Here is a 23,913-nt window from a genome sequence, read left to right on the forward strand (position 1 = left end):
TTATTGCCTCGAACGCAAAGCGCGGTAGTTGTTCCGGTTCACAGGAGCCGAACATGCAGCCGGAAAATCGCGTCCAACGCTATAAAGACACTATCCAAATCCTTCGTGCGGACATCGAGTGGCTGACCACGAGCGGGTTCAGGACGCAGATGACATCGAACGAGACCCTCATCGCGGAGTTGGAACTGGCCGCAGAGGCGTATCGTGGCTTGGTCGAAGAACTGGTGCGGCCGGTGGGCTGATCCGGGCAGGCGACAGCTTCAGTCGCGAATTGGCGGAAGGCTGGCGGGCGTGAAAGAAGATCCGCTGGCGTCCTCGTGCACCAGTCGCAATACCTAAATAACATCGAGGAATGTGCGCGACCGGTTGCGATCGGACAGATCGTGTCGATCGGCTGACGCCGATGCTAACCCATTGCGATATATCGAGAAAGGGATGGAGGCCTCGCCCGGAATTGAACCGGGGTACGAGGATTTGCAGTCCTCTGCGTCACCACTCCGCCACGAGGCCATCCGATGCTAAAAAAGCGAGTGGTGGCGCCGAATTAGAACGAATCTCCGATGGGTGCAATACCCTTCTGTTCAATCCTCGACGTTTTTATCCACTTCGTCAGCGGCGCCTGTCTGTACCGGTGATGAAGGGCGCCTGCAAAACGCGGCGTCCTCGGAAGATACCCCTGCGGGGGAGGCTGTATGCAGCGTGTTCGCGTCATCTGGCTGTGTTGATCCTATGGTAAATATTTCACGAATATTCCTCGCGGTCAGGGGAACGGAACCGAGCTCTTCCGACTTTAGTGAGCGAAGCCCAGGGAGTGAAAAATGCTGAACCGATTGATCACCGCACTCTACAGACCCGTCACCGAAGATGATGCGACTGGCACGTTTGCAGATGGAGCCTTTCATCTGAGTGGTGCCGAGCAGTTGGCATTCGATCGCAGCCATAGCCTGCGCAAATCCTACGGACACGATGTCGTCCTCGCCAAGAAGCGCGAGCTTCCGACCCTTATCCTGCACTAAGCAAGAGTTGCACGAGCGCCTGCATCACCGTGTTTTTTCCAATCGACGCGCGCGCTATCTTGAAAGCGCAGCGAGAGGCAAGTAACACGGCTGAAGGATTGGCCGGTACGCCGGCGCTGTGAGGCAGGTGACATGATTGATTTCGAAGCAGCCCGTGTGAAGATGGTCGAGAACCAGATCCGCACGACAGACGTGACGGCACATTCCGTGCTTCAGGCGTTTCTCACGGTACAGCGCGAAAACTTTGTTCCGACGAAGTCGAAGTCACTGGCCTATATCGACAACGATGTTGAAATCTGTCCCGGTCGCTTCCTGATGGAAGCCTCGCCTCTGGCCAAACTTTTGCAGCTGGCTGCAATTACCAAGTCGGATACGGTGCTCGAGGTCGGCACAGGCAGCGGATACATTTCTGCGCTTTTGTCGCTTCTCGCGAAATCGGTCGTGTCGATCGAATCCGATGAAGCGCTCGCCGAGCAGGCAATCGCCAACCTCGCGGGCGCCCACAACGTGACTGTCGTCACGGGCGACATGGAAAAAGGCGTTTCGGATCAGGGCCCTTACGATGTCATCTTCATTGCTGGCTCGATCGAAGACGTGCCGGCTGAACTTAGTGCGCAGTTGAAGGATGGCGGGCGTCTGGTCGCTGTTCTCGGATACGGAAATGCCGCGCAGGCGACGCTCTTCGTCAAAGAGCAGGGTGCACTGTCAAAAAGCGCTCACTTCAACGCGTCGATCAAACCGTTGCCGGGATTTCGCCGCGCGAAGGATTTCGTATTCTAAAATCGGCTTGCTGACGGTTTGCGAAGTTTAGAAAGGGGGCCTTGGCCTCCTTTTCGTTTTTCCAGCGCGATACAAATCGGCAGCGGGGATTCACGTCGGCAACAAATCTGTGTATCGCTAGAGTCGTTGATGCGCCCGTCGTTGTATCGCGAGACGAGGTTCGTAAAGTGAAAACGAATCAGACCTTTGAAAAGAGGTCGTCTGCCGACCTGGCACCCAGTCGGCGAGAACGGGGATGAAAATGGCTCAGCCAAGTGTAGCGCGTGAACCGTCAATGGAAGAGATCCTGGCTTCGATCCGCCGGATCATCGAAAGCAACGAGCCGGTCGGCGAGGGTTCACCAGATCAGGCATCGCGTTCGCCCTATGCGGATGACGATCTGATCGACGATATCGACGATACGGACTTTGCGTCCGATCTTGCCGCTGGCGTCGCTGCAAACGACCCGGGCCTTCCTCTTCGTGCCCATTCACCGGCCCCGATGCCGTTCCAGTCGGAACCCTACGCCCCCGCATCCGCAAACGACGCACCCAAGCCTGTTTCCGCATCGACAGTCGACCCTGAGATTTCATCATCGGGTGAGCGCTCGCTCTCGCTTGCCGACGTTGCGGCCCGCGTCCGCGCCGCTTCGGCCCGCCAGCAGGAAAATGCGATGAGCCGCCCGGCACCGGCGCCGCGCCTGTCGATGCCCGCAGCCGAGAAGGCATCCGCTGCAATCTCGGCCTTTGCCGACGTCGCGCTGCGTGACACCATCGCCCCTCTCGAAACAAGGCCTGCGGCAATGGTATCCAAGCCGATCGAGACCCCTATGGCGAAAGACGTCGAGCCTGCAGGACCATCGCCCATTCCAGCGCTGAAGCCGCAACCGGCAGTCGCGCAGCAGCCGGAGATGTCCGAGCCGGTCGAACAGCCGGCACCGAAGGCGCAACCGGCTCAACAGGAAAATCTTCCTGCGATGATCGAGGAGGCCGCTGCAACGCTCCTTTCGGTCGAAGCGGGCGCGCAGGTGACAAAATCGTTCAACGAACTTGCAGCCGTCTTCGATGGTCTCGAGCGTCGCTCTGTCGAGGATATGGCGCAGGAAATGCTGCGTCCGATGCTGCAGGAATGGCTGGACGACAACCTGCCGACACTGGTGGAGCGTCTCGTGCGCGAGGAAATCGAGCGCGTTGCCCGCGGCCCGCGTCGCTAAATCGCCTCCAATGCCTGTCATAAAGGGCCGCTCCACACGGGGCGGCTTTTTTATTGACTTCACGGCCTCCACGTCTTTAACACCGCACCATCTCATTCAAAAAGAAAAACGGGTCAGGAAATGCTCGAAAAGACCTACGATTCCGCCGCCGTCGAACCGAAGATCGCCAAAGCCTGGGACGATGCGGACGCCTTCCGTGCCGGTGCCAACGCAAAGCCTGGTGCGGAAAGCTTCACCATCGTCATCCCGCCGCCGAATGTGACCGGGTCGCTGCACATGGGGCACGCGCTCAACAACACGCTGCAGGATATCATGGTCCGCTTCGAGCGCATGCGCGGCAAGGATGTGCTGTGGCAGCCGGGCATGGACCATGCGGGCATTGCCACGCAGATGGTTGTCGAGCGCCAGCTTGCCGAGCGAAAGCTTCCCGGCCGTCGCGAGATGGGCCGCGAGGCCTTCGTCGAACGCGTCTGGGAATGGAAGGAAGAGTCGGGCGGCCTGATCTTCAACCAGTTGAAGCGCCTCGGCGCATCCTGCGACTGGTCGCGCGAACGCTTCACCATGGACGAGGGTCTGTCCAAGGCCGTTCTCGAAGTCTTCGTCACGCTCTATAAGGAAGGCCTGATCTACCGCGGCAAGCGGCTGGTCAACTGGGATCCGAAGTTCGAAACGGCGATCTCCGATCTTGAAGTCGAGTCCAGGGAAGTCGAAGGCCACATGTGGCACTTCAAATACCCGCTGGCCGGCGGCGAGACCTATACCTATGTCGAGAAGGATGCGGACGGGAATATCGTGCTTTCCGAAGAGCGCAATTATATCTCGATCGCCACGACGCGTCCCGAAACCATGCTGGGTGATGGTGCGGTTGCCGTCCATCCGTCGGACGAGCGCTATGCGCCGATCATCGGCAAGCTGTGCGAAATCCCTGTCGGCCCGAAGGAGCATCGCCGCCTGATCCCGATCATCGCTGACGAATATCCGGAACCGGATTTCGGCTCGGGCGCGGTCAAGATCACTGGCGCGCACGACTTCAACGACTATCAGGTCGCCAAGCGCAACAAGATCCCGCTCTATCGCCTGATGGATACCACCGCCTCGATGCGCGACGATGGCGACGCTTATTCTGTCTATGCGGCCAAGGCGCTGGAGATCGCCAAGTCCGGCGAACTGCCGGGTGAAGCCGATATCGACGAGATCAATCTGGTTCCGGAAGAGTATCGCGGCCTCGACCGCATGGTCGCCCGCAAGAAGATCATCGAGACGATCAATGCCGAAGGCCTTGCCGTTACCGTCAAGGACAGCGAGGGCAACGACATTCCGTATGTCGAGGCAAAGAAGATCATGCAGCCGTTCGGCGACCGCTCCGGCGTCGTCATCGAGCCGATGCTGACGGATCAGTGGTTCGCCGACGCCAAGACGCTGGCAGAACCGGCGATTGCTTCGGTTCGCGAAGGCCGCACCAACTTCGTCCCGAAGAACTGGGAAAAGACCTATTTCGACTGGATGGAAAATATCGAGCCCTGGTGCATTTCGCGCCAGCTCTGGTGGGGACATCAGATTCCGGCCTGGTACGGTCCTGATGGTCAGTGCTTCGTCGAAAAGTCCGAGGAAGAAGCACTCGACGCGGCCATCCAGCATTATCTGGCACACGAAGGCCCATGGAAGGCCTGGGTTCAGGAGAAGCTCGAGAACTTCAAGCCTGGCGAGATCCTGATCCGCGACGAGGACGTGCTCGACACCTGGTTCTCGTCGGCACTCTGGCCCTTCTCGACGCTGGGCTGGCCGGACAAGACGCCGGAACTGGAGCGCTATTACCCGACCAGCGTTCTCGTCACCGGCTTCGACATCATCTTCTTCTGGGTTGCCCGGATGATGATGATGGGCATGCATTTCATTAAGGATGCGGAAGGCGAGCCTGTCGAGCCGTTCCACACGATCTACGTTCATGCGCTGGTTCGCGACAAGAACGGCCAGAAGATGTCGAAGTCGAAGGGCAACGTCATCGATCCGCTCGACCTGATCGACGAATACGGCGCCGATGCGCTGCGGTTCACGCTGGCCATCATGGCGGCACAGGGTCGCGATGTGAAACTCGATCCGGCCCGTATCGCCGGCTACCGCAACTTCGGCACGAAGGTCTGGAACGCAACGCGCTTCGGGGAGATGAACGGCGTCAAGCGTGATGCGGGCTTTGATCCTGAGAATGCGAAGCTGACCGTCAATCGCTGGATCCTCACGGAACTGTCGAAGACCGTTTCTGACGTTACCACCGCGATCGAGACGCAGCGCTTCAACGAGGCTGCCGCTTCGCTCTACCGCTTCGTCTGGAACCAGGTTTGCGATTGGTATGTCGAGCTGTTGAAGCCGATCTTCATGGGCGAGGATGAAGCCGCCAAGGCCGAGGCGCAGGCCTGCATGGCCTATGTCCTGGAGCAGAGCTACGCGCTTCTCCACCCGTTCATGCCGTTCATGACCGAGGAGCTCTGGGCTCACACGGCAGCCCGTGACGGATTGCTCGCCCATGGCGAGTGGCCGGTCTCCGGTTTTGCGGACGCTGACGCTGCCGACGAGATCAACTGGCTTGTCGATCTGGTATCCGGTCTCCGCTCTGCACGGTCCGAAATGAACGTCCCGCCATCGGCGACAGCACCGCTCATCATGGTTGGTGCCAATGCGGTCACCTCGTCGCGGCTCGCGCGTCACGAGGCGGCAATCTGCCGGCTCGCGCGTGTCGAGAGCATCTCGACAGCTGACGTCGCCCCGAAGGGTGCGGCACAGATCATCGTCGGCGAGGCGACGGCCTGTCTGCCGCTCGGCAACCTGATCGATCTCGGCACGGAGAAGGCCCGAATCGAGAAGGCGATCGTCAAGAACGAGCAGGAAAAGGACCGTCTCGGCAAGAAGCTCTCCAACGAGAAGTTCATTGCCAATGCCGATCCGGACGTGGTTGCCGCTGACCGGGAGCGCCATGCCGAGCTGGAAGTTCAGCTCGAAAGCCTCAAGATCGCTCTGCAGCGGGTCATCGAAGCCGGCTGATGACCAAGGTCTCCGCCAGCCTCTAGGCCGGCGCCAGCGAACGAATCTCTGAAAGCCGCGGTCCTGTGACCGCGGCTTTTTGCTGTGCTTCGACCCGGAAGTTCCGTTTGCGTGCACATGCACAACGGGAGAAAGCCGCAATGTTGCCGCATTGTCACATCGCCGCGCCCATGCGGGATGGTGTTCTAATTCCAGCTACGGTACGGCCCCAGATTAGGTAATTTTGTTCCCAACCACCGATTCGGTGGCGATTGTTCCTCCGCTTACGTAAATTAGCGACCGTTTTGCAGCGCAAGATCGGGGACAGCCGAAAGTTGTTATTTTGGGCAGAGTATTTAGAATTGTCTCAATGACTTGCCTGGGAGTGGGAGACGAGATGCAAAGCAATTACATCGCCAAGGGCGCCTTTGTTCTTATGGCTGGATGGAGCGTTTATTCGCCGGCGTTAGCGGGCGGACTGGAACGTGGGGGATACAATATCGACCTTCTGTTTGACAGGTCGCCCTATGCCGCCGAAGCGACGGCAACCTACGTCATGCCGCAGCGGAAGCTGAAGAACGCGCAAGACACCATCACCGGACCGGACGGCAACCTCAGCACAACACCAGGCTATTCCTATTCGAGCACTGCTGACGACAGCGAGAGCTACTGGTCGCCGCGGATCGGCATCAAGGCGGGTATTGGCGATTCCGTCGACTGCATGTTCGACTATTCTCAGCCCTATGGTGCGCATACCAATCCTGGCGCCAACTGGGCGGGTGCCAACGACAACATCGAGACGAAGGTCGACAGCGACAACTACGCAGCCACCTGTTCCTACCGCTTCGATGCCGGCCCAGGCCAGCTTCGCCTGATCGGCGGCGCGAACTATCTGCGCATGGATGGCTTCAAGGAACGGCTGTTGATCGCCCCTGAAGCGCTTGGCTTCGCGTTCAGCGGTGTTGGTCGTCTGGACCTGGAAGGCGACGGTTGGGGCTGGCGTGCCGGTGCGGCCTACGAAATCCCGGAATACGCATTCCGCGCGAGCCTGATGTATTATAGCCAGGTGAAGCTCGACGAGGTCACCGGTACGGTCGATCTGACGCAGGTCCCGGTAGGCAGCGTCTACGCTGGTACCGTCGTGCCGGTTGAGGGCTCGACTGCTATGCCAGATGCCCTCGAGCTGAAGCTTCAGTCGGGTATCGCACCGGACTGGCTTGCTTTCGGTTCGGTCAAGTGGACCGACTGGAGCCAGCTGCAGCGCATTCCGTTCTACAACAACGGTGTGGAGATCACATCGCTCGATCTCGGCTATCGCGACGGCTGGACGATCACCGGCGGCATCGGCCACAAGTTCAACGAACAGTGGAGTGGGGCTCTGAGCCTCACCTGGGATCGCGGCACGTCGCAGGAATTCGGAACGCAGACAGATACCTGGCTATTCAGCGCCGGCGTTTCCTATGCCCCGACCCAGCACGTCGAGATTCGCCTTGGCGGCGTGCTCGGCATCCTGACGGGTGGGGAGTCCAGTGCATCGTCCATTGACGGCATCCCCGTCGGCGACGAAGCGAGCTACGAATACGATAGCGACCTGGTTGCAGCACTTTCTACGTCGTTGAAGGTAAAGTTCTGAAAACAGTTACTAATTAGCAAAAGCCCGGTTCGAGCCGGGCTTTTTCGTTTGTGGCGCGTTTTCGCCGACCCCTCCGAATTTGTGACGATTTGGCAACAGTCTTGTGCCACGATGAGCGGGTCGGCGAACAACGGAGATTTTGTCCATTTCCCGCCACAAACAGGGAGCAGCGGTAAAGGAATAACGGACACGGACCGCGGGGGCGGCGCGTGTGAATTGGAGTACCATGGGCGGGTTTTTCAATAGAATACGGGGCTTTGGCCGCGTTGTCGCAGGCGGATCGGATCGCCGCGCACAACTTCGGCGCGTTTTGCCGGCAGGTCCTACTCTTGCCGAAAACGGGACGTACAGTTTTCATTCTAGAACGGCAGCGATAGCTGGCGTCTCGCTGATCGCCGGTTGGCTGATCGGGCCGTGCAATCGGTCGGAGATGGCAAGCTCTATGACTTCCGGGTGTATGGGAAGAAACTGAAACATGTCGAAGTTTGGCATTGTGTCCATGAAAGTATTGCTTCTTGGCGTGTCGCTCACCTCGGCTGTGGTGGGCTCGGCAGCTGCGTTCGACATCCAATCCGGCGTGACCAAGGAATCGGGTCCCTTCGACCTCTTCAAGTTTGGCTTCAAGGCCTACAAGAACGGCCAGAAGGAAGACGCGGTCGAAGCGTATCGCTATGCCGCCGAGAAGGGACATACCGGTTCCCGCTGGGCATTGGCGAACATGTACGCCTTCGGCGATGGCGTCACGAAAAACGATCTCGAGGCGTTCAAGATCTATAACGAGATCGCCACGCAGGGCGTCGAACCCGGCTCGGAAGATACCGGTTTTTTTGTCAACGCGCTTCTGTCGCTTGCGACCTACTATCGCCGCGGCATCCCCGATACACCGGTGAAGCCCGATCTTGCCCAGGCGCGGCAGATCTATTTTCAGGTCGCTTCGACCTTCGGTGTCGCGGAGGCGCAGTTCCAGCTTGCCAAGATGATTCTTGCAGGCGAGGGCGGATCGCCAAACCTTCAGCAGGCGAAGAAGTGGCTGAACCAGGCCCGCAAGAGCGGCCATCCGGGCGCCATGGCCGTTTTCGGCAACATCCTGTTCGACGAGGGACAGACGGTCCGCGGTCTCGCCTTCCTGACGGCTGCACTCGACAAGTGCAGCACGAAGGACTGTATCTGGATGGAGCCCTTGCAGGAGCAGGCTTTTTCAATGGCAAGCGAGGAGGACCGTCGCGGTGCGATCGCGCTGTCGCATGAGTTTGCCAAGGGTATGGACTGAGGAAGCGGCGTTGGCTGCTTCCTGTTAGTTCCGGACGATCAGGGACAATAATCGCTCAGACCGGCGCGAAATCAAAAATCCCGGCGACCGGGACATGGTCGGACGGCTTTTCCCATCCGCGCACATGCTTCTCGATGACAGTCGCCTTCAACCGGTCGGCAGCTTCCGGCGACAGCATCAGATGATCGATGCGGATGCCGTTGTTCTTCTGCCAGGCGCCCGCCTGATAATCCCAGAACGTATAGAGCTTGGCGGCATCCGTGGTTGCGCGAACGGCGTCCGTCAGGCCAAGATTTTCGAGCGCACGGAATGCCGCCCTCGTTTTCGGCAGGAAGAGCGCATCTGTCGCCCATGCGGCCGGATCGAAACAATCGTGCGGCTCGGGAATGACGTTGTAGTCGCCGGCAAGTATCAGCGGCTCCTCGAGTGCCAAGCATTGCTGGGCATGCAGCCGCAGCCGTTCCATCCAGGCAAGCTTGTACGGGTACTTGACCGGGTCATCGGACGGGTTGCCGTTGGGCAGGTAGATCGACGCAACGCGGATCACGCCGCCCTGAACGGAAAAGACGCATTCGATGTAGCGCGATTGCTCGTCAATTTGTCCGTCGGGACCGACGGCACCGGGTAGACCGCGCATCACTTCGTCGGGTTTTATCTTCGACAGGATCGCCACCCCGTTGAAGCCCTTCTGGCCGTGTGTCTCGACATGATAGCCAAGCGATTCGATCTCGAGCCGCGGAAAGCCTTCGTCGACGGATTTGATCTCCTGGAGGCAGGCGATGTCAGGCGACGAGTCGGCAAGCCACTGACGCAGATTATCAATCCGCGCCTTGATGCCGTTGATGTTCCAGGTGGCAATCTTCATTGCAGTCGTCCTTCCGTCTTCAGCCTATCCTTTTAGCGAAAGACAAGCTGATGGGAAGGGTCGAGTGGCAATCTGATCAGGACGACCGGAAGATCTTAGATGGAGAAGCTGGTACCGCAGCCGCAGCTTGCGACCGCGTTCGGATTCTTGATCTGGAATGACTGGCCAAGCAGATTATCGACGAAGTCAATCTCTGAACCTTCCATGTAGACGATGGACAGGCTGTCGATCAGCACCTTGGCATCGCCGTTGGCGATCACCACGTCATCTGCTTCCGGCGCGCCCGCGAGGTCGAACTTGTAGGAGAAACCGGAGCAGCCGCCGCCTTCAACAGAAACACGCAGAGACTGCTTTTCGGATTCTGCCGCAACGATTTGGGCGATCCGCTTGGCTGCAGCATCGGAGAGAGTTACGTTCATCGTCATTTCAATGGTCTCCTGCCGGGGTAAAGGCCCGGTGAGTCTTGGGTAAAGGCACCCTGATAACTCGAAGATGGATGTCACTGCCGTTGCACACGGCAACACTATAGGTATGAAGACCTGAACGGCGCGTCAATGGGGCGTACCCATACACGACAACACGCAGGCACGCTTGAGGCATTAAGGACGGTTATGGCGATCGATACGGGGGTACTTGGTTTCGGTGGGGGCGAGCGTGCGTTATATGCATCCAATCCCTGGGCCTCGCGGGGCCGCCTGTTTCCCGAAGCGAGCAGCCTGACGCGCTCGGAGTTTCAGCGCGATCGTGACCGTATCGTCCATACGACGGCGTTTCGCAGGCTCAAGCATAAAACACAGGTGTTTATCAGTCCTGACGGCGACCATTACCGAACGCGGCTGACCCATACGATCGAAGTGGCGCAGGTGGCCCGCGCGCTGGCCCGTGCCCTGAAGCTGGATGAAGACCTGGCAGAAGGCGTCGCGCTCGTTCACGATTTTGGCCACACCCCCTTCGGACATACGGGTGAGGATGCGCTCGATGAGCTGATGAAGCCATATGGCGGGTTCGACCACAATGCCCAGTCGCTGCGGATCGTCACCAAGCTTGAGCGGCGATACGCGGAGTTCGACGGTCTCAACCTGACATGGGAAACGCTTGAGGGTCTCGTCAAGCACAATGGCCCTTTGATGATGGCCGACGGCGGCGAGGGTTCCCACGGTCCTTTGCCGCAGCCGATCCGCGACTACTGCCTCCTGCACGATCTCGAGCTTTCGAGCTATGCCAGCCTGGAGGCCCAGGTCGCGGCGATTTCCGACGACATTGCCTACAACACCCACGATATCGACGACGGGCTTCGCTCTGGCCTGCTCACTTTCGATATGCTGGAGGAGGTGCCGTTCCTCGCCGGACTGATGCAGGAAGTGAGGACGAAATACCCCAATCTGGACCCGACCCGCTTTGCCTACGAAGTGACGCGCCGCCAGATCACCCACATGGTCGAGGACGTTATCGCGGTCTCCCAGAAGAACCTTAGAGAGCTTGCACCCGAGAGCGCACAAGATGTGCGCATGGCGGGAAGGGTGATCTCGACCTTCTCCAACGAGATGGCGCAGACCGACAAGCAGATCAAACGAGTGCTGTTCTCCCGGATCTACCGGCACCCCGAAATCATGCGCATCCGGGCCGGCGCCTCGCAGATCGTCGTCGACCTGTTCCATCGCTACATGGACGACCCGGCGCTGATGAAAGGCCACTACTGGGTCAAGCAGATGAACGGCGTCCCGGAGGCGGCCCGTGCGCGCCACGTTGCAGATTATCTTGCCGGTATGACCGACACCTACGCAACCCGCGTCCATGCCGAGTTGTTTGACCAGACTCCTGATTTGCGCTAGGGCCTGCCCGACACCAATGGCTTCGAGGGGCCCGCCCAAAACACTTTGAGCGGATGTAAACATATGAATCTTTTTGCCGAATTCGACAATAGAATTAAGAACGCGCTAGAAACTCTCGAAATCATTCGAGAAAATCGAAGTGCGGTTGATTTCGGACGCCTCACGGTCGAGCCTCCGCGCGATCAGAGCCATGGCGACGTCGCGACCAATGCAGCGATGGTGCTTGCCAAGCCTCTCGGCACCAACCCGCGCGCGCTCGCCGAGATCATCGCCGAAGCGTTGCGTGGCGACGCGGATATCTCGGAAGTCTCCGTTGCCGGTCCCGGCTTCATCAATATCAGGCTTTCCACCGGATACTGGCAGCAGATGCTCGCCAAGATGATTGCGCAAGGGACGGACTACGGCCGCTCGGATGTCGGTGCCGGTCGCAAGGCAAACGTCGAGTATGTCTCGGCCAATCCGACGGGGCCGATGCATGTCGGTCATTGCCGCGGCGCTGTCGTGGGCGATGCGCTCGCCAATCTGATGGCCTTTGCCGGCTATGACGTCACCAAGGAATACTACATCAACGACGCTGGCAGCCAGATCGACGTTTTGGCCCGCTCGGTCTTCATCCGGTACCGCGAGGCGTTGGGCGAAGCAGTCGGCGAGATTCCGGCTGGCCTCTATCCGGGCGACTACCTCGTCCCGGTCGGGCAGGCTCTGGCCGCTGAATACGGTCCCCGGCTGCATGCCATGCCCGAAGACGAGTGGATGCCGATCGTCAAGGAGAAGGCCATCGACGCGATGATGGCCATGATCCGCGAAGATCTCGAAGCCCTCAACGTGCATCACGACGTGTTCTATTCCGAGCGCACGCTGCATGCGGACGGCGCGCAGCGCATCCGTGCAGCGATCAACGATCTGACGTTCAAGGGCCATGTCTACAAGGGCAAGCTGCCGCCGCCGAAGGGTCAGCTTCCCGAAGACTGGGAAGACCGCGACCAGACGCTGTTCCGCTCGACCGAAGTCGGCGACGATATCGATCGTCCGCTGATCAAGTCGGACGGTAGCTACACCTATTTCGCCGCCGACGTTGCCTATTTCAAGGACAAGTTCGACCGCGGCTACGATGAGATGATCTACGTGCTCGGTGCCGACCACGGTGGCTACGTCAAGCGGCTCGAGGCCGTGGCGCGCGCCGTCTCCGAAGGCAAGGCAAAGCTCACTGTTCTTCTCTGCCAGCTCGTCAAGCTTTACCGCAACGGCGAGCCGGTCAAGATGTCGAAGCGCTCCGGCGACTTCGTGACCCTGCGTGACGTCGTGGACGAGGTCGGTCGCGACTCAGTTCGCTTCATGATGCTCTACCGGAAGAGCTCGGAGCCGCTCGATTTCGATTTTGCCAAGGTGACCGAGCAGTCGAAAGACAACCCTGTCTTTTATGTCCAGTATGCCCACGCCCGCTGCATGTCGATCTTCCGCCAGGCAAGGGAGGCGTTTCCGGGTCTGGATACCGAGGCGCTCGATTTCGCTGAAAACATTGGCGAAATCACCGACAAGAGCGAGCTTCAGCTGGTCGCGAAGCTTGCGGAATATCCGCGAATCGTCGAAGCTGCAGCTCTGGCCCAGGAGCCGCACAGGCTCGCATTTTACCTCTATGATCTGGCCAGTTTCTTCCATGCTCACTGGAATAAGGGCAAGGACCAACCGGAATTACGGTTTGTTAACGATAAAAACCGACAATTGAGCATTGCCAGGCTTGGACTGGTGCACGCAGTCGCCTGTGTCCTGAAGTCGGGACTTGCAATCACAGGTACAGCGGCACCTGAGGAAATGCGGTAGAAACGCCCTCATTTCCCCACATTGCACTGGCAGATGAGTTGTAATGGTGGTGAGTGGACGAGCGAATGGCGGACAACAACCTAGCGCGTAGCCGGAATGACGCCCCGGAATTTTTTGCTGACGGCGATCCTCTGGCAGAGCTCGCTCGCATCGTAGGCTACGAGGAACGGACAGTCGCTAATCCGGCTGCCCCTTCCGTGGGTTCTGCGTCAATGGCGGCATCTGCCCGCCGCGAGCCGGCCTTCAATCTCGAAGACGAGTTGCTGCGGGAATTCGAGCAATACGATACTCCGCGGATCGATCCGGTCAACGATATCCCGCTCGACGCCAAGCCTTCCCGCGTGGAGGCGCCTTTGCCGGTCGATCACGGCTATCAGGCTGCGCCTTCTACTGCCTATGAGCCTCCCATCGAACGCGAGCCGGTTTTCGAACAGCCGGTCCAGTCGGTGGTGTCGCAGACGCAGGAAGATCTCAACCCTTTCGATGCTCCGGAATTCTCCGTCGATCCGTTTGGTGCAGCACCTGCGGAGGCGGAAGCTGTTTCCCCTGCCGTCGATGCTCACCGTGCACCGGCCGAGCCGAATTTCGACCCGTCAAATTTCCATGGCCTTCCGACACTCCGTGCGGAGGTAGAGGGCGCCGATGACTATCAGCCTGCGACTCAGTCCAGGCAGGAACCGTCGGTTGACGCTTTCGATCTGGCCGCTGAGCTGGAGAGCTCGTTCGCCGTTGCAGCCGAGCCAGTCGTCGCAGCTTCCATGGTTTCGGCGCCGGAGCCTGTTCGGGCTGAACCCCGCAAGAGCACCGGTTACACGCCGGGCTTCCGCATGCCGCTTGCGAATTTCGGTCTGAATGCCGGTGTCACGCCGCTGGAACGCCCCGTCGAAAAGCCGCCGGTTGTCCAGCCCAAGGCCGTTGCGTCCCCGGTTGAACAGCCTCGCGCTGCTGAACCGGTCGCTGTGAAAGAGGTCGTCCAGCCCTCTTTGGAGGCGCAGAAATTTTCGCCGCTTGACGAGCTGGTTTATGACGTTGCCCGTTTCCCGGTCAGCCAGGAAGCTCCTGCGACTGTTCGCGCCGAGCCGAAACTCGAACTGCCGCAGGCTCCGGTCTCCAAGCCGCAGCCAATCGCCGTCGCTCCGTTCGTTGCCGCTGTGGCGGCGCCCGTGATCCCGACGCCGGTTCCAACGCCGACTGTTCAGCAGGCGGCATCCGTCGCCGACTTGGCAGATGACTTCGATCCTTTCGCCGACGAAGACTTCGAACTGGCGCTTGACGATCTCGAACTCGATCTAGCCGACATCGTGGTGGCGGAAAACTCCGTTCAGCCGGTGGCACCTGCCGCGGCAATCCCTGCCGCCGTCTCGACGCCCGCGGCTGCAGCAGCACCCATCGTTGCAGCAGCGCCTGAGCCGGAAGAAGAAGTCGCCGTCGTCGAAGCAGAGATGCCGTTCGATGCGGCGATGATTTCCGAATCGGAAGAGCATGTCGAGGCGATCGCCGATCTCAATGTGCCGGACCTGCCAGTCGAGCAGCCGGAAGAAGAGCCTGCCTACGCGTCCGAGTACGATATCGATATCGATGCAGAACTCGCGGCGCTCTTGGTAAACCCGACGTCGCAGACTGCTCCGGCACCGCGGCATCAGGAGGCGGCTGCCCCGGCTTCCGTCGCTGCCGGCAATTTCCCAGAGCAGCCTCGGCAGACATCGGGCAGCGCTTACCCCGACCTCGACGATTTCGAGCGGGCCCTGGAAGAAGACTTCCGTCGCAGCCTTGTCGCGCCGCTTCCGGCCAACGACCATGACAGCGATCTCAACGGATACGAAAACGACCTCGACCAGCGTTCGCCCCGGTCGGCGTCCCGGACGTGGCTTCTTCCCATCGCCGTTGTCGGCGTCCTGGTCGTTGCCGGCGCAGGTGCCTACACGATGCTGGGTAGCGGACCTTCGCGGATGATGGGCGGCGAGCCGGTCGTCATCGCAGCCGATACCGATCCGGTAAAGGTTGTCCCGGAAAATCCGGGTGGCAAGACCGTTCCGAATCAGGACAAGGCTGTTTACGACCGCGTTGCCGGCGCTGCATCCGAAACGCCGAAGCAGGAAGCGCTGATCTCCAGCGAAGAGCAGCCGGTCGATGTCGTCCAAAAGACGCTGATGCCGGAAAGCCTTCCGCTCGAAGGCGAAAACGATATCGATCCGACCGATACCGGCGAGACCCAGGATGCACGTCTGCTACCCGATCAGGGCCAGCAGGTTGCTTCGACGGGCGGACAGGATCCTCTCACCGTTACGCCGCGTCGGGTAAAGACGATGATCGTGCGTCCGGATGGGAAGCTCGTCGAACAGGAAGTGCCGGCTCCGGCGCTCGCTGCGGCGCATACAGGCAAGATGCCGGCGGCTTCGGTGAAGTCTCCGGAACTGGCCCAGCCAGTCACTCCGGCCGCTGCGATCGCCGCATCTGCACCTGCTGCCAGCACGGTTGCCGAAATCATCCCGGCGTCTGCGCCGATGACGGCAGCCACTATGGCGCCACTGGACACTTCGGCACCTGCTGCTGTCGCGAAGGCGCCGGTCCCGAAGGTTCGTCCTTCGCAGCAGCCGGTCAATGTCGTCGCATCCGTCAGCGATCAGGGCAACGTTCGCGCTCCCGCAGCACAGGTTCAGCCGGTTTCGGCAACTCCTGGCGCTGTCAATGCACAGGTCGCGTCGGTCGGCGAGGGCGGCTACGTCATTCAGATCGCATCGCTGCCGTCCCAGGCTGACGCTCAGAGGTCTTACCAGAACCTGTCGTCGAAGTTCGGCAACGTGATCGGCGGGCGTGGGGTCGATATCAAGGCTGCTGAAATCGCCGGCAAGGGTACCTTCTATCGCGTTCGGATCCCGGCCGGCAGCAAGACGGAAGCCGTAGCACTCTGCGAAAAGTATCGCGGTGTCGGCGGCACCTGCCTCGTCGCTCGCTGAGATCTTTGACGAGAAACCATCGAACGGGGCGCACAGCGCCCCGTTTTCTATTCTGCTCCCAGCATTCTAGGATCGAACATGACCGAATCGAAAGCGATGATCCTGGGCTCCAGCGGCCCGCAGCTTACCCAGGACGAAATCCTGCTCTACCGGGATGAGCGTCCCTGGGGTTTCATTCTCTTTGCCCGCAACTGTGTCGAGCCGGCCCAGATCACTGATCTGGTTGCAGCCATGCGCGACGCCGTCGGCCGCCCGGATGCGCCTGTCCTGATCGACCAGGAGGGTGGCCGCGTTCAGCGTATCCGTCCGCCGATGATCGAGCGTTATCCGTCAGCCGCCGCCTTGGGGGCTCTCTACAAGAATGACCGTGAAATGGGCTTGCGCGCCGCATGGCTGATGTCGCGGCTGCACGCCTTCGATCTCATGAAGCTCGGCATCAACGTCGACTGCCTGCCGGTCCTGGACGTACCGGTGGAAGGCGCCAGCAACGTCATCGGCGACCGGGCCTATGGCTTTGATCCGAAGACGGTGTCCGAGATGGGGCAGGCTGCGGCCGATGGCCTCAAGGCCGGCGGCATGCTTCCTGTGATGAAGCACATCCCGGGCCACGGCCGCGGCTTGGCCGACTCGCATCACGAACTGCCGGTCGTATCGGCATCGCGGGCGGAACTCGAAGCGCATGACTTCCTGCCCTTCGTGGCGCTCAAGAACGAGCTGATGGCGATGAGCGCGCATATCGTCTTCACCGCGATCGACACGGAAGAGCCGGCGACGATTTCTCGGAAAGTTATCGAGGATGTCATTCGCGGTCATATCGGCTTCGATGGCCTGCTGATGTCCGACGACAGCTCGATGAACGCCCTAAAGGGCACGATCGGCGAGCGCGCGGCGAGAATCGTTGGGGGCGGTTGTGATATCGTCTTGCATTGCAACGGCCTGATGGACGAAATGAGGGCAGTGGTGAATGAGGCGATCCCGCTTGGCGGCGAGGCGCTTCGACGTGCCAAAGCGGTGGAGCAAGGTTTCCCGGTTGCTGATGATGCACAGGAAGACACGCTTCGCGACGAATTCCACGGACTGATTGGGGTCGCCTGACCGCCGACAGTGAAGACGGATCGGAATGGCGATGACAAAAGCTGAAAATGCCATTCCGATGGACAAGATGTGGCAGGACGTGACCGAGCGGGCGATCGATGATCCTTCACTGGTGATCGACGTCGCGGGCTTCGAGGGACCGCTCGATCTTCTGCTGCATCTTGCTCGCAGCCAGAAAGTGGATCTGTCGCGGATCTCTGTCCTGGCACTCGCCGAGCAGTATCTCACATTCGTCGACAGCGCGCGGCGCGTTCGGATCGAACTGGCGGCCGACTATCTCGTGATGGCAGCTTGGCTCGCCTATCTGAAGTCGCGGTTGCTGATCCCCAAGCAGATCAAGATCGACGACGGCCCGACCGGCGAGGAACTGGCGGCAACGCTTGCCTTCCGGTTGAAACGGCTGGAAGCAATCCGCGATGCAGCCGCCCAGCTCGTCAACCGTAACCGACTCGGTCGCGATATTTTTGCACGTGGGGCACCGGAGCATATCCCGCAGCACAGGCCGTCGGCCTATGACGCATCGCTCTACGACCTGTTGTCGGCCTACGCAAATCTTAGACAGCGCAACGCCATCACCCATGTCACGATCGAACGCCGCAAGGTCTGGTCGCTGGTTGAGGCGAGGGACCTTCTCAACCGCATGCTGGGCGAGATCGGCGATTGGACGGCCCTGCAGCAGTACCTTCTGCCGTATCTGCCGCCACAGGATCGCGTCACTGCGACTGCCAGCGCCTTTGCCGCCTCGTTGGAACTGGTGCGCGAAGGACAGCTCGAGATCCGCCAGGATGGCGCTTTCCAGACAATCTATCTCAGAAAGGGACCCGGACGGCCGAAGGCCGAGACGTTGCCTCTAAAGGCAGGGACAGCCGAATGAGCCAGATCGAGGACGCGATGGACGACGACGCGGCAGTGGATGCCATTGTGCCGGTGCCCTACTCGTCGGAGGAGATCGAGCGGATCGCCGAAGCCCTCGTGTTTGCGTCGGCTGAGCCGGTTTCGGAAGCCTTTCTGGCTGAGCGTCTTCCACGGGGAGAAGATATCCAGGCCGTGATGCAGAGACTGGCGGGCATCTATGCCTCACGCGGAGTGAACCTGGTCAAGGTGGCCGATCGCTGGGCTTTCCGCACGGCAGCAGACCTTTCCTTCGTCATTCGCAAAGACGACAGCGACGTGAAGAAGCTGTCGAGGGCCGCCCTCGAAGTGCTTGCCATCATCGCCTACCACCAGCCTGTGACCCGCGCCGAGATCGAGGATATTCGCGGCGTCCAGACCTCAAGAGGTACGCTTGACGTACTGATGGAAGCCGGCTGGGTTCGTTTCCGCGGTCGGCGCCGGTCGCCGGGCAGACCGGTGACACTCGGAACGACAGGAGATTTTCTCGATCATTTCGGGTTGGAAGAGCTACGCGATCTTCCTGGTCTCGAAGAATTGAAGGGCGCGGGACTTCTATCCGGTCGAATTCCATCCGGCTTTTCGGTGCCGGTTCCGGGCTCTGAGGACGAGCTTTCGGACGAGGAAGACCCCATCACCCAGCTTGATCTGGAGGAGCTTGGCTTGCTGCCGCCAACCGGCGACGGTGATGGCTAGCAGGGTCTTCAGCGAGCTTTCCCCTTATTATTCTCGTGTTCTCGAATATGGACCGTGCGTGATGGTCCGTTGCCGACAGCAGCGTCGCTACATCGCGAAAGTCATCCGTTCATAGCTTTTCGTGCAACGTATTTGGTGTTTGAAAAACAAACTTAAAAAGCTTACATCGGGGTCACGTTCCAATGGAGTTAGACTATGGGTTCTTTTAGTGTGTGGCACTGGCTGATCGTTCTAGTCATCGTGCTTGTCCTGTTCGGACGCGGCAAGATTCCTGAGCTGATGGGCGACTTTGCCAAAGGCATCAAGAGCTTCAAAAAAGGCATGGCGGACGAGGATGCCCCTGAGGCAAAGCCTACCGATACTGTGAACGGCGGCAGGACGGTCGATCACAAGCCCGACGAGATCAAGGAAACCACCCGGTCTTAATTGGTCGGGAGGGTTTCAGGAGCCTCGCTGAATGTTGGATATCGGTTGGACCGAGCTACTTGTCATTGCCATTGTGCTTATCGTGGTCGTAGGTCCCAAGGACTTGCCGCCCATGCTGCGCGCTTTCGGGAAGATGACATCAAACCTGCGCAAGATGGCGGGTGACTTTCGGACGCAGTTCGACGAGGCGCTTCGCGAGGCAGACATGGATGACGTCCGGAAGACGATTTCGGACGCCAAGAGCCTCAATCCCGCCAACAGCCTGCGCGACGCGATAAATCCGCTTCGCCAGATGGGGCAGGACATCCGAAACGATCTGCAGAAGGCGACGCATATGCCGTCGACGCCGACGCCGGTCAGCACGGATGTCGAAGCGCAGCATGCTGTCGAAGGTGCTCCGGTCGCCGATACGGCGCCTGTTGTTGCGGCTGTGCCGGTTACGCCCGTCACGGCATCTCCTGTTGCTGCGCCGACGTCCTCAACTGTGACGCCGGCACCAGCGGAGGCGACAACGCCTGCCGAACCCGGCCGCGTTAGAAAGCCTCGCGCACCGAAATTGGCGGCCACGGGTGAACCGGCAGCTGTGGATAAGCCTGCAACGACACGCAGATCCACGAGGGCGGAGAAGCCTGCCCCAGTGGCGACGTCTGCCGAACAGCCGAAACGTGTTCGCGTGGCCAAGGTCCCGGTGTCCGCACCTGAAACGACTGAGACGGCCGTCAAGCTTGCAGCCGCCCGCAAGCGTACCCCGAAGAAGCCTGTCGATACCCCGAAGGACGATGCCTGATGAGCGGTGATTACGAAGATAAGCCGCAGCCGCTTATCGAGCATCTGATGGAGTTGCGGACAAGGCTCATCTGGTCGATCGGCGCTTTCTTCCTCGCCTTCGTCGTGTGCTTCTTCTTCGCAAAACAGCTCTTCAACCTTCTCGTCATTCCCTACAAGTGGGCGGTCATCTGGGCGAAGCTCGATATCGCGAAATCCGAACTGATCTACACCGCGCCGCAGGAATTCTTCTTCACCCAGGTGAAGGTTGCGATGTTTGGCGCGCTGGTCATTGCCTTTCCGGTGATTGCCTCGCAGATCTACAAGTTCGTGGCTCCCGGGCTCTATAAGAACGAGCGGGCAGCCTTCCTGCCGTTCCTGATTGCCTCGCCTGTGCTGTTCCTGCTTGGAGGGGCACTCGTCTACTTCTTCTTCACGCCGATGGTGATGTGGTTCTTCCTGGCCATGCAGCAGGCGCCGACCGAAGGTGAAGTGGGGATCTCGCTTCTTCCGCGTGTTTCGGAATATCTCAGCCTCATCATGACGCTGGTTCTGTCCTTTGGACTGGTTTTCCAGCTTCCGGTTGTCACGACGCTGCTTGCTCGCGTGGGCATCTTGTCCAGCAAGTGGCTGCGCGAGAAGCGTAAGTTCGCGATCGTCATCGCCTTCGTCGTTGCCGCCGTCCTGACGCCGCCGGATCCGATGTCCCAGATCGGTCTTGCTATACCGACCATCCTTCTCTACGAGATTTCCATCTACGCCGCGCGACTCGTCGAGCGCAGACGCGATGAGGAAGCTTCGAGTGATGAGGCCTCGTCTGACGTCGCAGAGACGGAGAAGGCCTGAGGTTTTTCTCTCGATCGATATCGCAGCGGCCTCATGCTTTGAAGGCCAAGAATCATGCTCGATATCAAGTGGATCCGCGATAATCCGGAAGCTTTCGACGCAGCGCTAAACAAGCGCGGCGCCGAGCCAATGGCTGCCACCCTGCTTGCGATGGACGATACCCGCCGCAGCGTCATCCAGACGCTTCAGGATATGCAGTCGCGCCGTAACGCCGCCTCCAAGGAGATCGGCAATGCGATGGCGCAGAAGAATACCGAACTCGCCGAGAAGCTGAAGGCGGAAGTCGCCACCATCAAGGATACGATGCCGGCCGCCGAGCAGGAAGAACGGGCAGCTGTCGCAGCGCTCGATGACGCGCTGTCGCGCCTTCCAAACATTCCTCTTGACGATGTCCCCGTCGGCCAGGACGAATCAGGCAACCTCGTCACGCGCACGATCGGAACGAAGCCCGGCTGGAATCATCCCGCCAAGGAGCATTTCGAGATCGGCGAAGCGCTCGGCTATATGGATTTCGAGCGCGCTGCAAAACTCTCGGGCTCGCGCTTTACGGTGCTGACCGGACCGCTCGCCCGTCTTGAGCGGGCAATCGGTCAGTTCATGATCGACATGCACACCAGCGAGCACGGGTACACGGAAGTGTCGTCGCCGCTGATGGTAAAGTCCGAGGCAATGTACGGCACAGGCCAGTTGCCGAAGTTCGAGGAAGATCTCTTCAAGACGACGGATGGCCGCTACCTTATCCCAACGGCCGAAGTGACGCTGACCAACCTTGTTTCGGGCGAAGTTCTGGACGCCGAAAAGCTGCCGCTGCGCTTTACGGCGCTTACCCCGTCCTTCCGTTCGGAAGCCGGTTCTGCGGGTCGCGATACGCGCGGCATGTTGCGCCAGCACCAGTTCTGGAAATGCGAGCTCGTCTCGATCACGGATCAGGAATCATCGATCGCCGAGCACGAGCGGATGACCGAATGCGCCGAAAACGTCCTCAAGCGTCTCGGCCTGCATTTCCGGACGATGACGCTCTGCACCGGCGACATGGGCTTCAGCGCCCGCAAGACCTATGACATCGAAGTCTGGTTGCCGGGACAGGATGCGTTTCGGGAAATCTCGTCCTGCTCGGTCTGTGGCGATTTCCAGGGCCGCCGGATGAACGCGCGCTATCGCGGCAAGGACGACAAGGCTTTGAAATTCGTTCACACGCTGAATGGCTCGGGCACTGCCGTCGGTCGCTGCCTGATCGCAGTCCTCGAAAATTATCTCAATGAAGACGGCTCCGTCACGATCCCGGACGCGCTTCTGCCCTATATGGGCGGCCTGACCAAAATAGAAAAAGCATAAGGCAGCCCTGAATGCGCATCCTGCTCACCAACGACGACGGTATCCACGCGGAAGGCCTGGCGGTTCTCGAACGGATTGCCCGCCAGCTTTCCGATGACGTCTGGATTGTTGCGCCAGAAACCGACCAGAGCGGTTATGCGCATTCCCTGACCCTGTCGGAGCCGCTGCGCCTGCGCGAGATCAGCGACCGGCACTATGCCGTGCGCGGCACGCCGACGGACTGCGTCATCATGGCGATGCGCCACGTCATGGGGGGCAAGCCGGATCTCGTTCTGTCGGGTGTCAACGTCGGCGCCAACCTTGCCGACGACGTGACCTATTCCGGCACGGTCGCAGGCGCCATCGAGGGCACCCTGCAGGGCGTCCGGTCGGTCGCGCTCAGCCAGGCCTACCGCAAGGAGAACGGCCGCGTCCTGCCTTGGGATACGGCCGAATCGCATGGCCCGGGCCTGATCCGCAAATTGCTGGATACGGACCTTCCGGCCGGCACGTTTCTCAACGTCAATTTCCCGGCCTGCGCGCCTGACGATGTCCAGGGGACGGAAGTCACGTCTCAGGGCAAGACCGATTTCGACGTGGCGATCGACGAACGCCAGGATGGTCGAGGCTTCCCATACTATTGGCTGTACTTTGCCTCGCGTGTCGGCCGCCAGGCGGAGGGCACAGACATCAACGCCATCAAGGCCAATCGCATTTCAGTAACACCGCTGAAACTGGACCTGACCGACTATTCGGTGCAGGATCGCTTGATGAAGGCGCTGGGTTGAACCCAGATAACGTGGCAGGCGGAGTGACAGCTTGAAATCGGGCATGGTCGAGAAGGAAGGGTTTGCTGCACTTGTCTTGCGGCTCCGGTCCGCAGGCATTTCAAACATCGACCTTCTGACTGCCGTCGAGCAGACGCCTCGTTCGCAGTTCGTGCCGCCCACGCTTTCTCAGGAAGCCTATTCCAGCCGCACGGTCCCGATCGATTGCGGTGCCTTTATGGAAGGGGCAGATCTTGCGGTTCGCCTTCTGGCCGCTCTGCAGGTGAAACCCGGTCATCGTGTTCTCGAAATCGGTACAGGCAGCGGTTTTACAGCCGCCGTGATCGGCCGCATCGCAGAACGGGTGCTGACCGTCGATCGCTATAAGACGCTCACCGTTGCGGCGCAGGCCCGCGTTGACGCACTTGGAATGCGCAACGTCATCGTACGACAGGCGGATGGCAGCAACGGGATGCCGGGCGAGGGCACGTTCGATCGGATATTCGTGACCACGGCATTTACGGTTCTGCCGCGATTCTATGCGGAGCAGCTGACCCATGGCGGTTCGATGGTTGCGCCGCTGATCGGCGACGACGAGACCTGCATGATGGTGAGGCTCACCAAGACCGGGAGCCGATTCGAACGGGAAGACCTGTTCACCGTGCCATTCCTGCCGATCATTCCGCAGATGGCGGCAGCGCTTTAAGCTGGTTCGGCATTGGTTCCGCTCCT

The 23,913-nt window shown here is 60.0% G+C and carries 21 protein-coding genes and 1 tRNA gene; 19 read left to right on the top strand and 3 right to left on the bottom strand.

Features of this window, described 5'->3' with window-relative positions; translation table 11 throughout:
• Window positions 1-53: 53 nt before the first annotated feature.
• Complete coding sequence (locus ACQY1P_RS12060; protein ID WP_430256451.1) at window positions 54-242, top strand: hypothetical protein; 189 nt, start codon at window positions 54-56, stop codon at window positions 240-242.
• Between the two features lie 194 nt (window positions 243-436).
• Here ACQY1P_RS12060 and ACQY1P_RS12065 read toward each other — a convergent pair.
• A tRNA-Cys gene (locus ACQY1P_RS12065) sits at window positions 437-510 on the bottom strand.
• 308 nt (window positions 511-818) lie between these two features.
• Between ACQY1P_RS12065 and ACQY1P_RS12070 the strand changes: the two genes are divergently transcribed.
• The 6 genes from ACQY1P_RS12070 to exoR all read left to right on the top strand — a co-directional run bounded on the left by ACQY1P_RS12070 (window position 819) and on the right by exoR (window position 8,906).
• Window positions 819-1,016 (top strand): hypothetical protein, encoded by a 198-nt coding sequence (locus tag ACQY1P_RS12070; RefSeq protein WP_430256452.1) that lies wholly within the window; start codon window positions 819-821, stop codon window positions 1,014-1,016.
• A 132-nt stretch (window positions 1,017-1,148) separates the two neighbouring features.
• Complete coding sequence (locus tag ACQY1P_RS12075; protein ID WP_092662098.1) at window positions 1,149-1,796, top strand: protein-L-isoaspartate O-methyltransferase family protein; 648 nt, start codon at window positions 1,149-1,151, stop codon at window positions 1,794-1,796.
• Window positions 1,797-2,037: 241 nt separating this feature from the next.
• A complete protein-coding gene (locus tag ACQY1P_RS12080; protein WP_430256453.1) occupies window positions 2,038-2,988 on the top strand; it encodes a DUF2497 domain-containing protein in 951 nt (316 codons plus the stop codon).
• Window positions 2,989-3,108: 120 nt separating this feature from the next.
• Window positions 3,109-6,024: a valine--tRNA ligase gene (locus ACQY1P_RS12085; RefSeq protein WP_430256454.1), complete on the top strand. Its 2,916-nt coding sequence runs from the start codon at window positions 3,109-3,111 to the stop codon at window positions 6,022-6,024.
• A gap of 376 nt (window positions 6,025-6,400) precedes the next feature.
• On the top strand, window positions 6,401-7,636 hold the full coding sequence (locus tag ACQY1P_RS12090; protein ID WP_092662102.1) for an OmpP1/FadL family transporter: 1,236 nt from the start codon (window positions 6,401-6,403) through the stop codon (window positions 7,634-7,636).
• 475 nt (window positions 7,637-8,111) lie between these two features.
• Complete coding sequence (gene exoR / locus ACQY1P_RS12095; protein WP_062457569.1) at window positions 8,112-8,906, top strand: exopolysaccharide production regulator ExoR; 795 nt, start codon at window positions 8,112-8,114, stop codon at window positions 8,904-8,906.
• A 55-nt stretch (window positions 8,907-8,961) separates the two neighbouring features.
• Here exoR and xth read toward each other — a convergent pair whose 3' ends face one another.
• Both xth and erpA read right to left on the bottom strand, forming a co-directional pair.
• Window positions 8,962-9,771, bottom strand: coding sequence for an exodeoxyribonuclease III (gene xth / locus ACQY1P_RS12100; RefSeq protein WP_113110974.1), 810 nt, complete (start codon window positions 9,769-9,771; stop codon window positions 8,962-8,964).
• A gap of 95 nt (window positions 9,772-9,866) precedes the next feature.
• Window positions 9,867-10,196 carry an iron-sulfur cluster insertion protein ErpA gene (gene erpA / locus ACQY1P_RS12105; RefSeq protein ID WP_062580337.1) on the bottom strand — a complete coding sequence of 110 codons (330 nt, stop codon included), beginning with the start codon at window positions 10,194-10,196 and terminating at the stop codon, window positions 9,867-9,869.
• A 186-nt stretch (window positions 10,197-10,382) separates the two neighbouring features.
• Here erpA and ACQY1P_RS12110 point away from each other — a divergent pair, with 186 nt between their 5' ends.
• The 12 genes from ACQY1P_RS12110 to ACQY1P_RS12165 all read left to right on the top strand — a co-directional run bounded on the left by ACQY1P_RS12110 (window position 10,383) and on the right by ACQY1P_RS12165 (window position 23,887).
• Window positions 10,383-11,603, top strand: a complete 1,221-nt coding sequence (locus tag ACQY1P_RS12110) for a deoxyguanosinetriphosphate triphosphohydrolase (RefSeq protein ID WP_430256455.1) — start codon at window positions 10,383-10,385, stop codon at window positions 11,601-11,603.
• Window positions 11,604-11,666: 63 nt separating this feature from the next.
• Window positions 11,667-13,424 carry an arginine--tRNA ligase gene (gene argS / locus ACQY1P_RS12115; protein WP_113110972.1) on the top strand — a complete coding sequence of 586 codons (1,758 nt, stop codon included), beginning with the start codon at window positions 11,667-11,669 and terminating at the stop codon, window positions 13,422-13,424.
• A gap of 212 nt (window positions 13,425-13,636) precedes the next feature.
• The gene (locus ACQY1P_RS12120) at window positions 13,637-16,381 is read left to right on the top strand and encodes an SPOR domain-containing protein (protein ID WP_430256456.1); all 2,745 of its coding nucleotides are present in this window, start codon (window positions 13,637-13,639) and stop codon (window positions 16,379-16,381) included.
• Between the two features lie 78 nt (window positions 16,382-16,459).
• The gene (gene nagZ, locus ACQY1P_RS12125) at window positions 16,460-17,476 is read left to right on the top strand and encodes a beta-N-acetylhexosaminidase (RefSeq protein ID WP_192076816.1); all 1,017 of its coding nucleotides are present in this window, start codon (window positions 16,460-16,462) and stop codon (window positions 17,474-17,476) included.
• 31 nt (window positions 17,477-17,507) lie between these two features.
• Entirely contained in the window at window positions 17,508-18,350 is an 843-nt protein-coding gene (locus ACQY1P_RS12130) for a segregation and condensation protein A (protein WP_371816173.1), read from the top strand.
• 17 nt (window positions 18,351-18,367) lie between these two features.
• Complete coding sequence (scpB, locus tag ACQY1P_RS12135) at window positions 18,368-19,063, top strand: SMC-Scp complex subunit ScpB (protein WP_430256700.1); 696 nt, start codon at window positions 18,368-18,370, stop codon at window positions 19,061-19,063.
• A 195-nt stretch (window positions 19,064-19,258) separates the two neighbouring features.
• A complete protein-coding gene (locus tag ACQY1P_RS12140) occupies window positions 19,259-19,489 on the top strand; it encodes a twin-arginine translocase TatA/TatE family subunit (protein ID WP_062457545.1) in 231 nt (76 codons plus the stop codon).
• A gap of 31 nt (window positions 19,490-19,520) precedes the next feature.
• Window positions 19,521-20,276 carry a Sec-independent protein translocase protein TatB gene (tatB, locus tag ACQY1P_RS12145; protein WP_092662114.1) on the top strand — a complete coding sequence of 252 codons (756 nt, stop codon included), beginning with the start codon at window positions 19,521-19,523 and terminating at the stop codon, window positions 20,274-20,276.
• Window positions 20,276-21,100: a twin-arginine translocase subunit TatC gene (gene tatC, locus ACQY1P_RS12150; protein WP_430256457.1), complete on the top strand. Its 825-nt coding sequence runs from the start codon at window positions 20,276-20,278 to the stop codon at window positions 21,098-21,100. The genes tatB and tatC overlap by 1 nt, the downstream gene beginning before the upstream one ends.
• Before the next feature lie 54 nt (window positions 21,101-21,154).
• On the top strand, window positions 21,155-22,435 hold the full coding sequence (gene serS, locus ACQY1P_RS12155; RefSeq protein WP_430256458.1) for a serine--tRNA ligase: 1,281 nt from the start codon (window positions 21,155-21,157) through the stop codon (window positions 22,433-22,435).
• Between the two features lie 11 nt (window positions 22,436-22,446).
• Window positions 22,447-23,202, top strand: coding sequence for a 5'/3'-nucleotidase SurE (gene surE / locus ACQY1P_RS12160; protein ID WP_430256459.1), 756 nt, complete (start codon window positions 22,447-22,449; stop codon window positions 23,200-23,202).
• 31 nt (window positions 23,203-23,233) lie between these two features.
• Window positions 23,234-23,887 carry a protein-L-isoaspartate(D-aspartate) O-methyltransferase gene (locus ACQY1P_RS12165; protein WP_062457531.1) on the top strand — a complete coding sequence of 218 codons (654 nt, stop codon included), beginning with the start codon at window positions 23,234-23,236 and terminating at the stop codon, window positions 23,885-23,887.
• Window positions 23,888-23,913 lie beyond the last annotated feature (26 nt).

It is taken from the genome of Neorhizobium sp. DAR64872/K0K18 (assembly GCF_050500175.1).
In the GTDB taxonomy this organism is placed as follows: domain Bacteria; phylum Pseudomonadota; class Alphaproteobacteria; order Rhizobiales; family Rhizobiaceae; genus Neorhizobium; species Neorhizobium soli.

Coding starts and splice junctions, on each gene's coding strand:
- ACQY1P_RS12075 (WP_092662098.1), top strand. CDS start 1,149: ATGATTGATTTCGAAGCAGCCCGTGTGAAGATGGTCGAGAACCAGATC.
- ACQY1P_RS12085 (WP_430256454.1), top strand. CDS start 3,109: ATGCTCGAAAAGACCTACGATTCCGCCGCCGTCGAACCGAAGATCGCC.
- ACQY1P_RS12110 (WP_430256455.1), top strand. CDS start 10,383: ATGGCGATCGATACGGGGGTACTTGGTTTCGGTGGGGGCGAGCGTGCG.
- ACQY1P_RS12130 (WP_371816173.1), top strand. CDS start 17,508: ATGACAAAAGCTGAAAATGCCATTCCGATGGACAAGATGTGGCAGGAC.
- argS (WP_113110972.1), top strand. CDS start 11,667: ATGAATCTTTTTGCCGAATTCGACAATAGAATTAAGAACGCGCTAGAA.
- erpA (WP_062580337.1), bottom strand. CDS start 10,196: ATGACGATGAACGTAACTCTCTCCGATGCTGCAGCCAAGCGGATCGCC.
- exoR (WP_062457569.1), top strand. CDS start 8,112: ATGTCGAAGTTTGGCATTGTGTCCATGAAAGTATTGCTTCTTGGCGTG.
- ACQY1P_RS12080 (WP_430256453.1), top strand. CDS start 2,038: ATGGCTCAGCCAAGTGTAGCGCGTGAACCGTCAATGGAAGAGATCCTG.
- serS (WP_430256458.1), top strand. CDS start 21,155: ATGCTCGATATCAAGTGGATCCGCGATAATCCGGAAGCTTTCGACGCA.
- ACQY1P_RS12120 (WP_430256456.1), top strand. CDS start 13,637: ATGGCGGCATCTGCCCGCCGCGAGCCGGCCTTCAATCTCGAAGACGAG.
- tatC (WP_430256457.1), top strand. CDS start 20,276: ATGAGCGGTGATTACGAAGATAAGCCGCAGCCGCTTATCGAGCATCTG.
- ACQY1P_RS12090 (WP_092662102.1), top strand. CDS start 6,401: ATGCAAAGCAATTACATCGCCAAGGGCGCCTTTGTTCTTATGGCTGGA.
- ACQY1P_RS12060 (WP_430256451.1), top strand. CDS start 54: ATGCAGCCGGAAAATCGCGTCCAACGCTATAAAGACACTATCCAAATC.
- xth (WP_113110974.1), bottom strand. CDS start 9,771: ATGAAGATTGCCACCTGGAACATCAACGGCATCAAGGCGCGGATTGAT.
- ACQY1P_RS12070 (WP_430256452.1), top strand. CDS start 819: ATGCTGAACCGATTGATCACCGCACTCTACAGACCCGTCACCGAAGAT.
- tatB (WP_092662114.1), top strand. CDS start 19,521: ATGTTGGATATCGGTTGGACCGAGCTACTTGTCATTGCCATTGTGCTT.
- nagZ (WP_192076816.1), top strand. CDS start 16,460: ATGACCGAATCGAAAGCGATGATCCTGGGCTCCAGCGGCCCGCAGCTT.
- scpB (WP_430256700.1), top strand. CDS start 18,368: ATGGACGACGACGCGGCAGTGGATGCCATTGTGCCGGTGCCCTACTCG.
- ACQY1P_RS12140 (WP_062457545.1), top strand. CDS start 19,259: ATGGGTTCTTTTAGTGTGTGGCACTGGCTGATCGTTCTAGTCATCGTG.
- surE (WP_430256459.1), top strand. CDS start 22,447: ATGCGCATCCTGCTCACCAACGACGACGGTATCCACGCGGAAGGCCTG.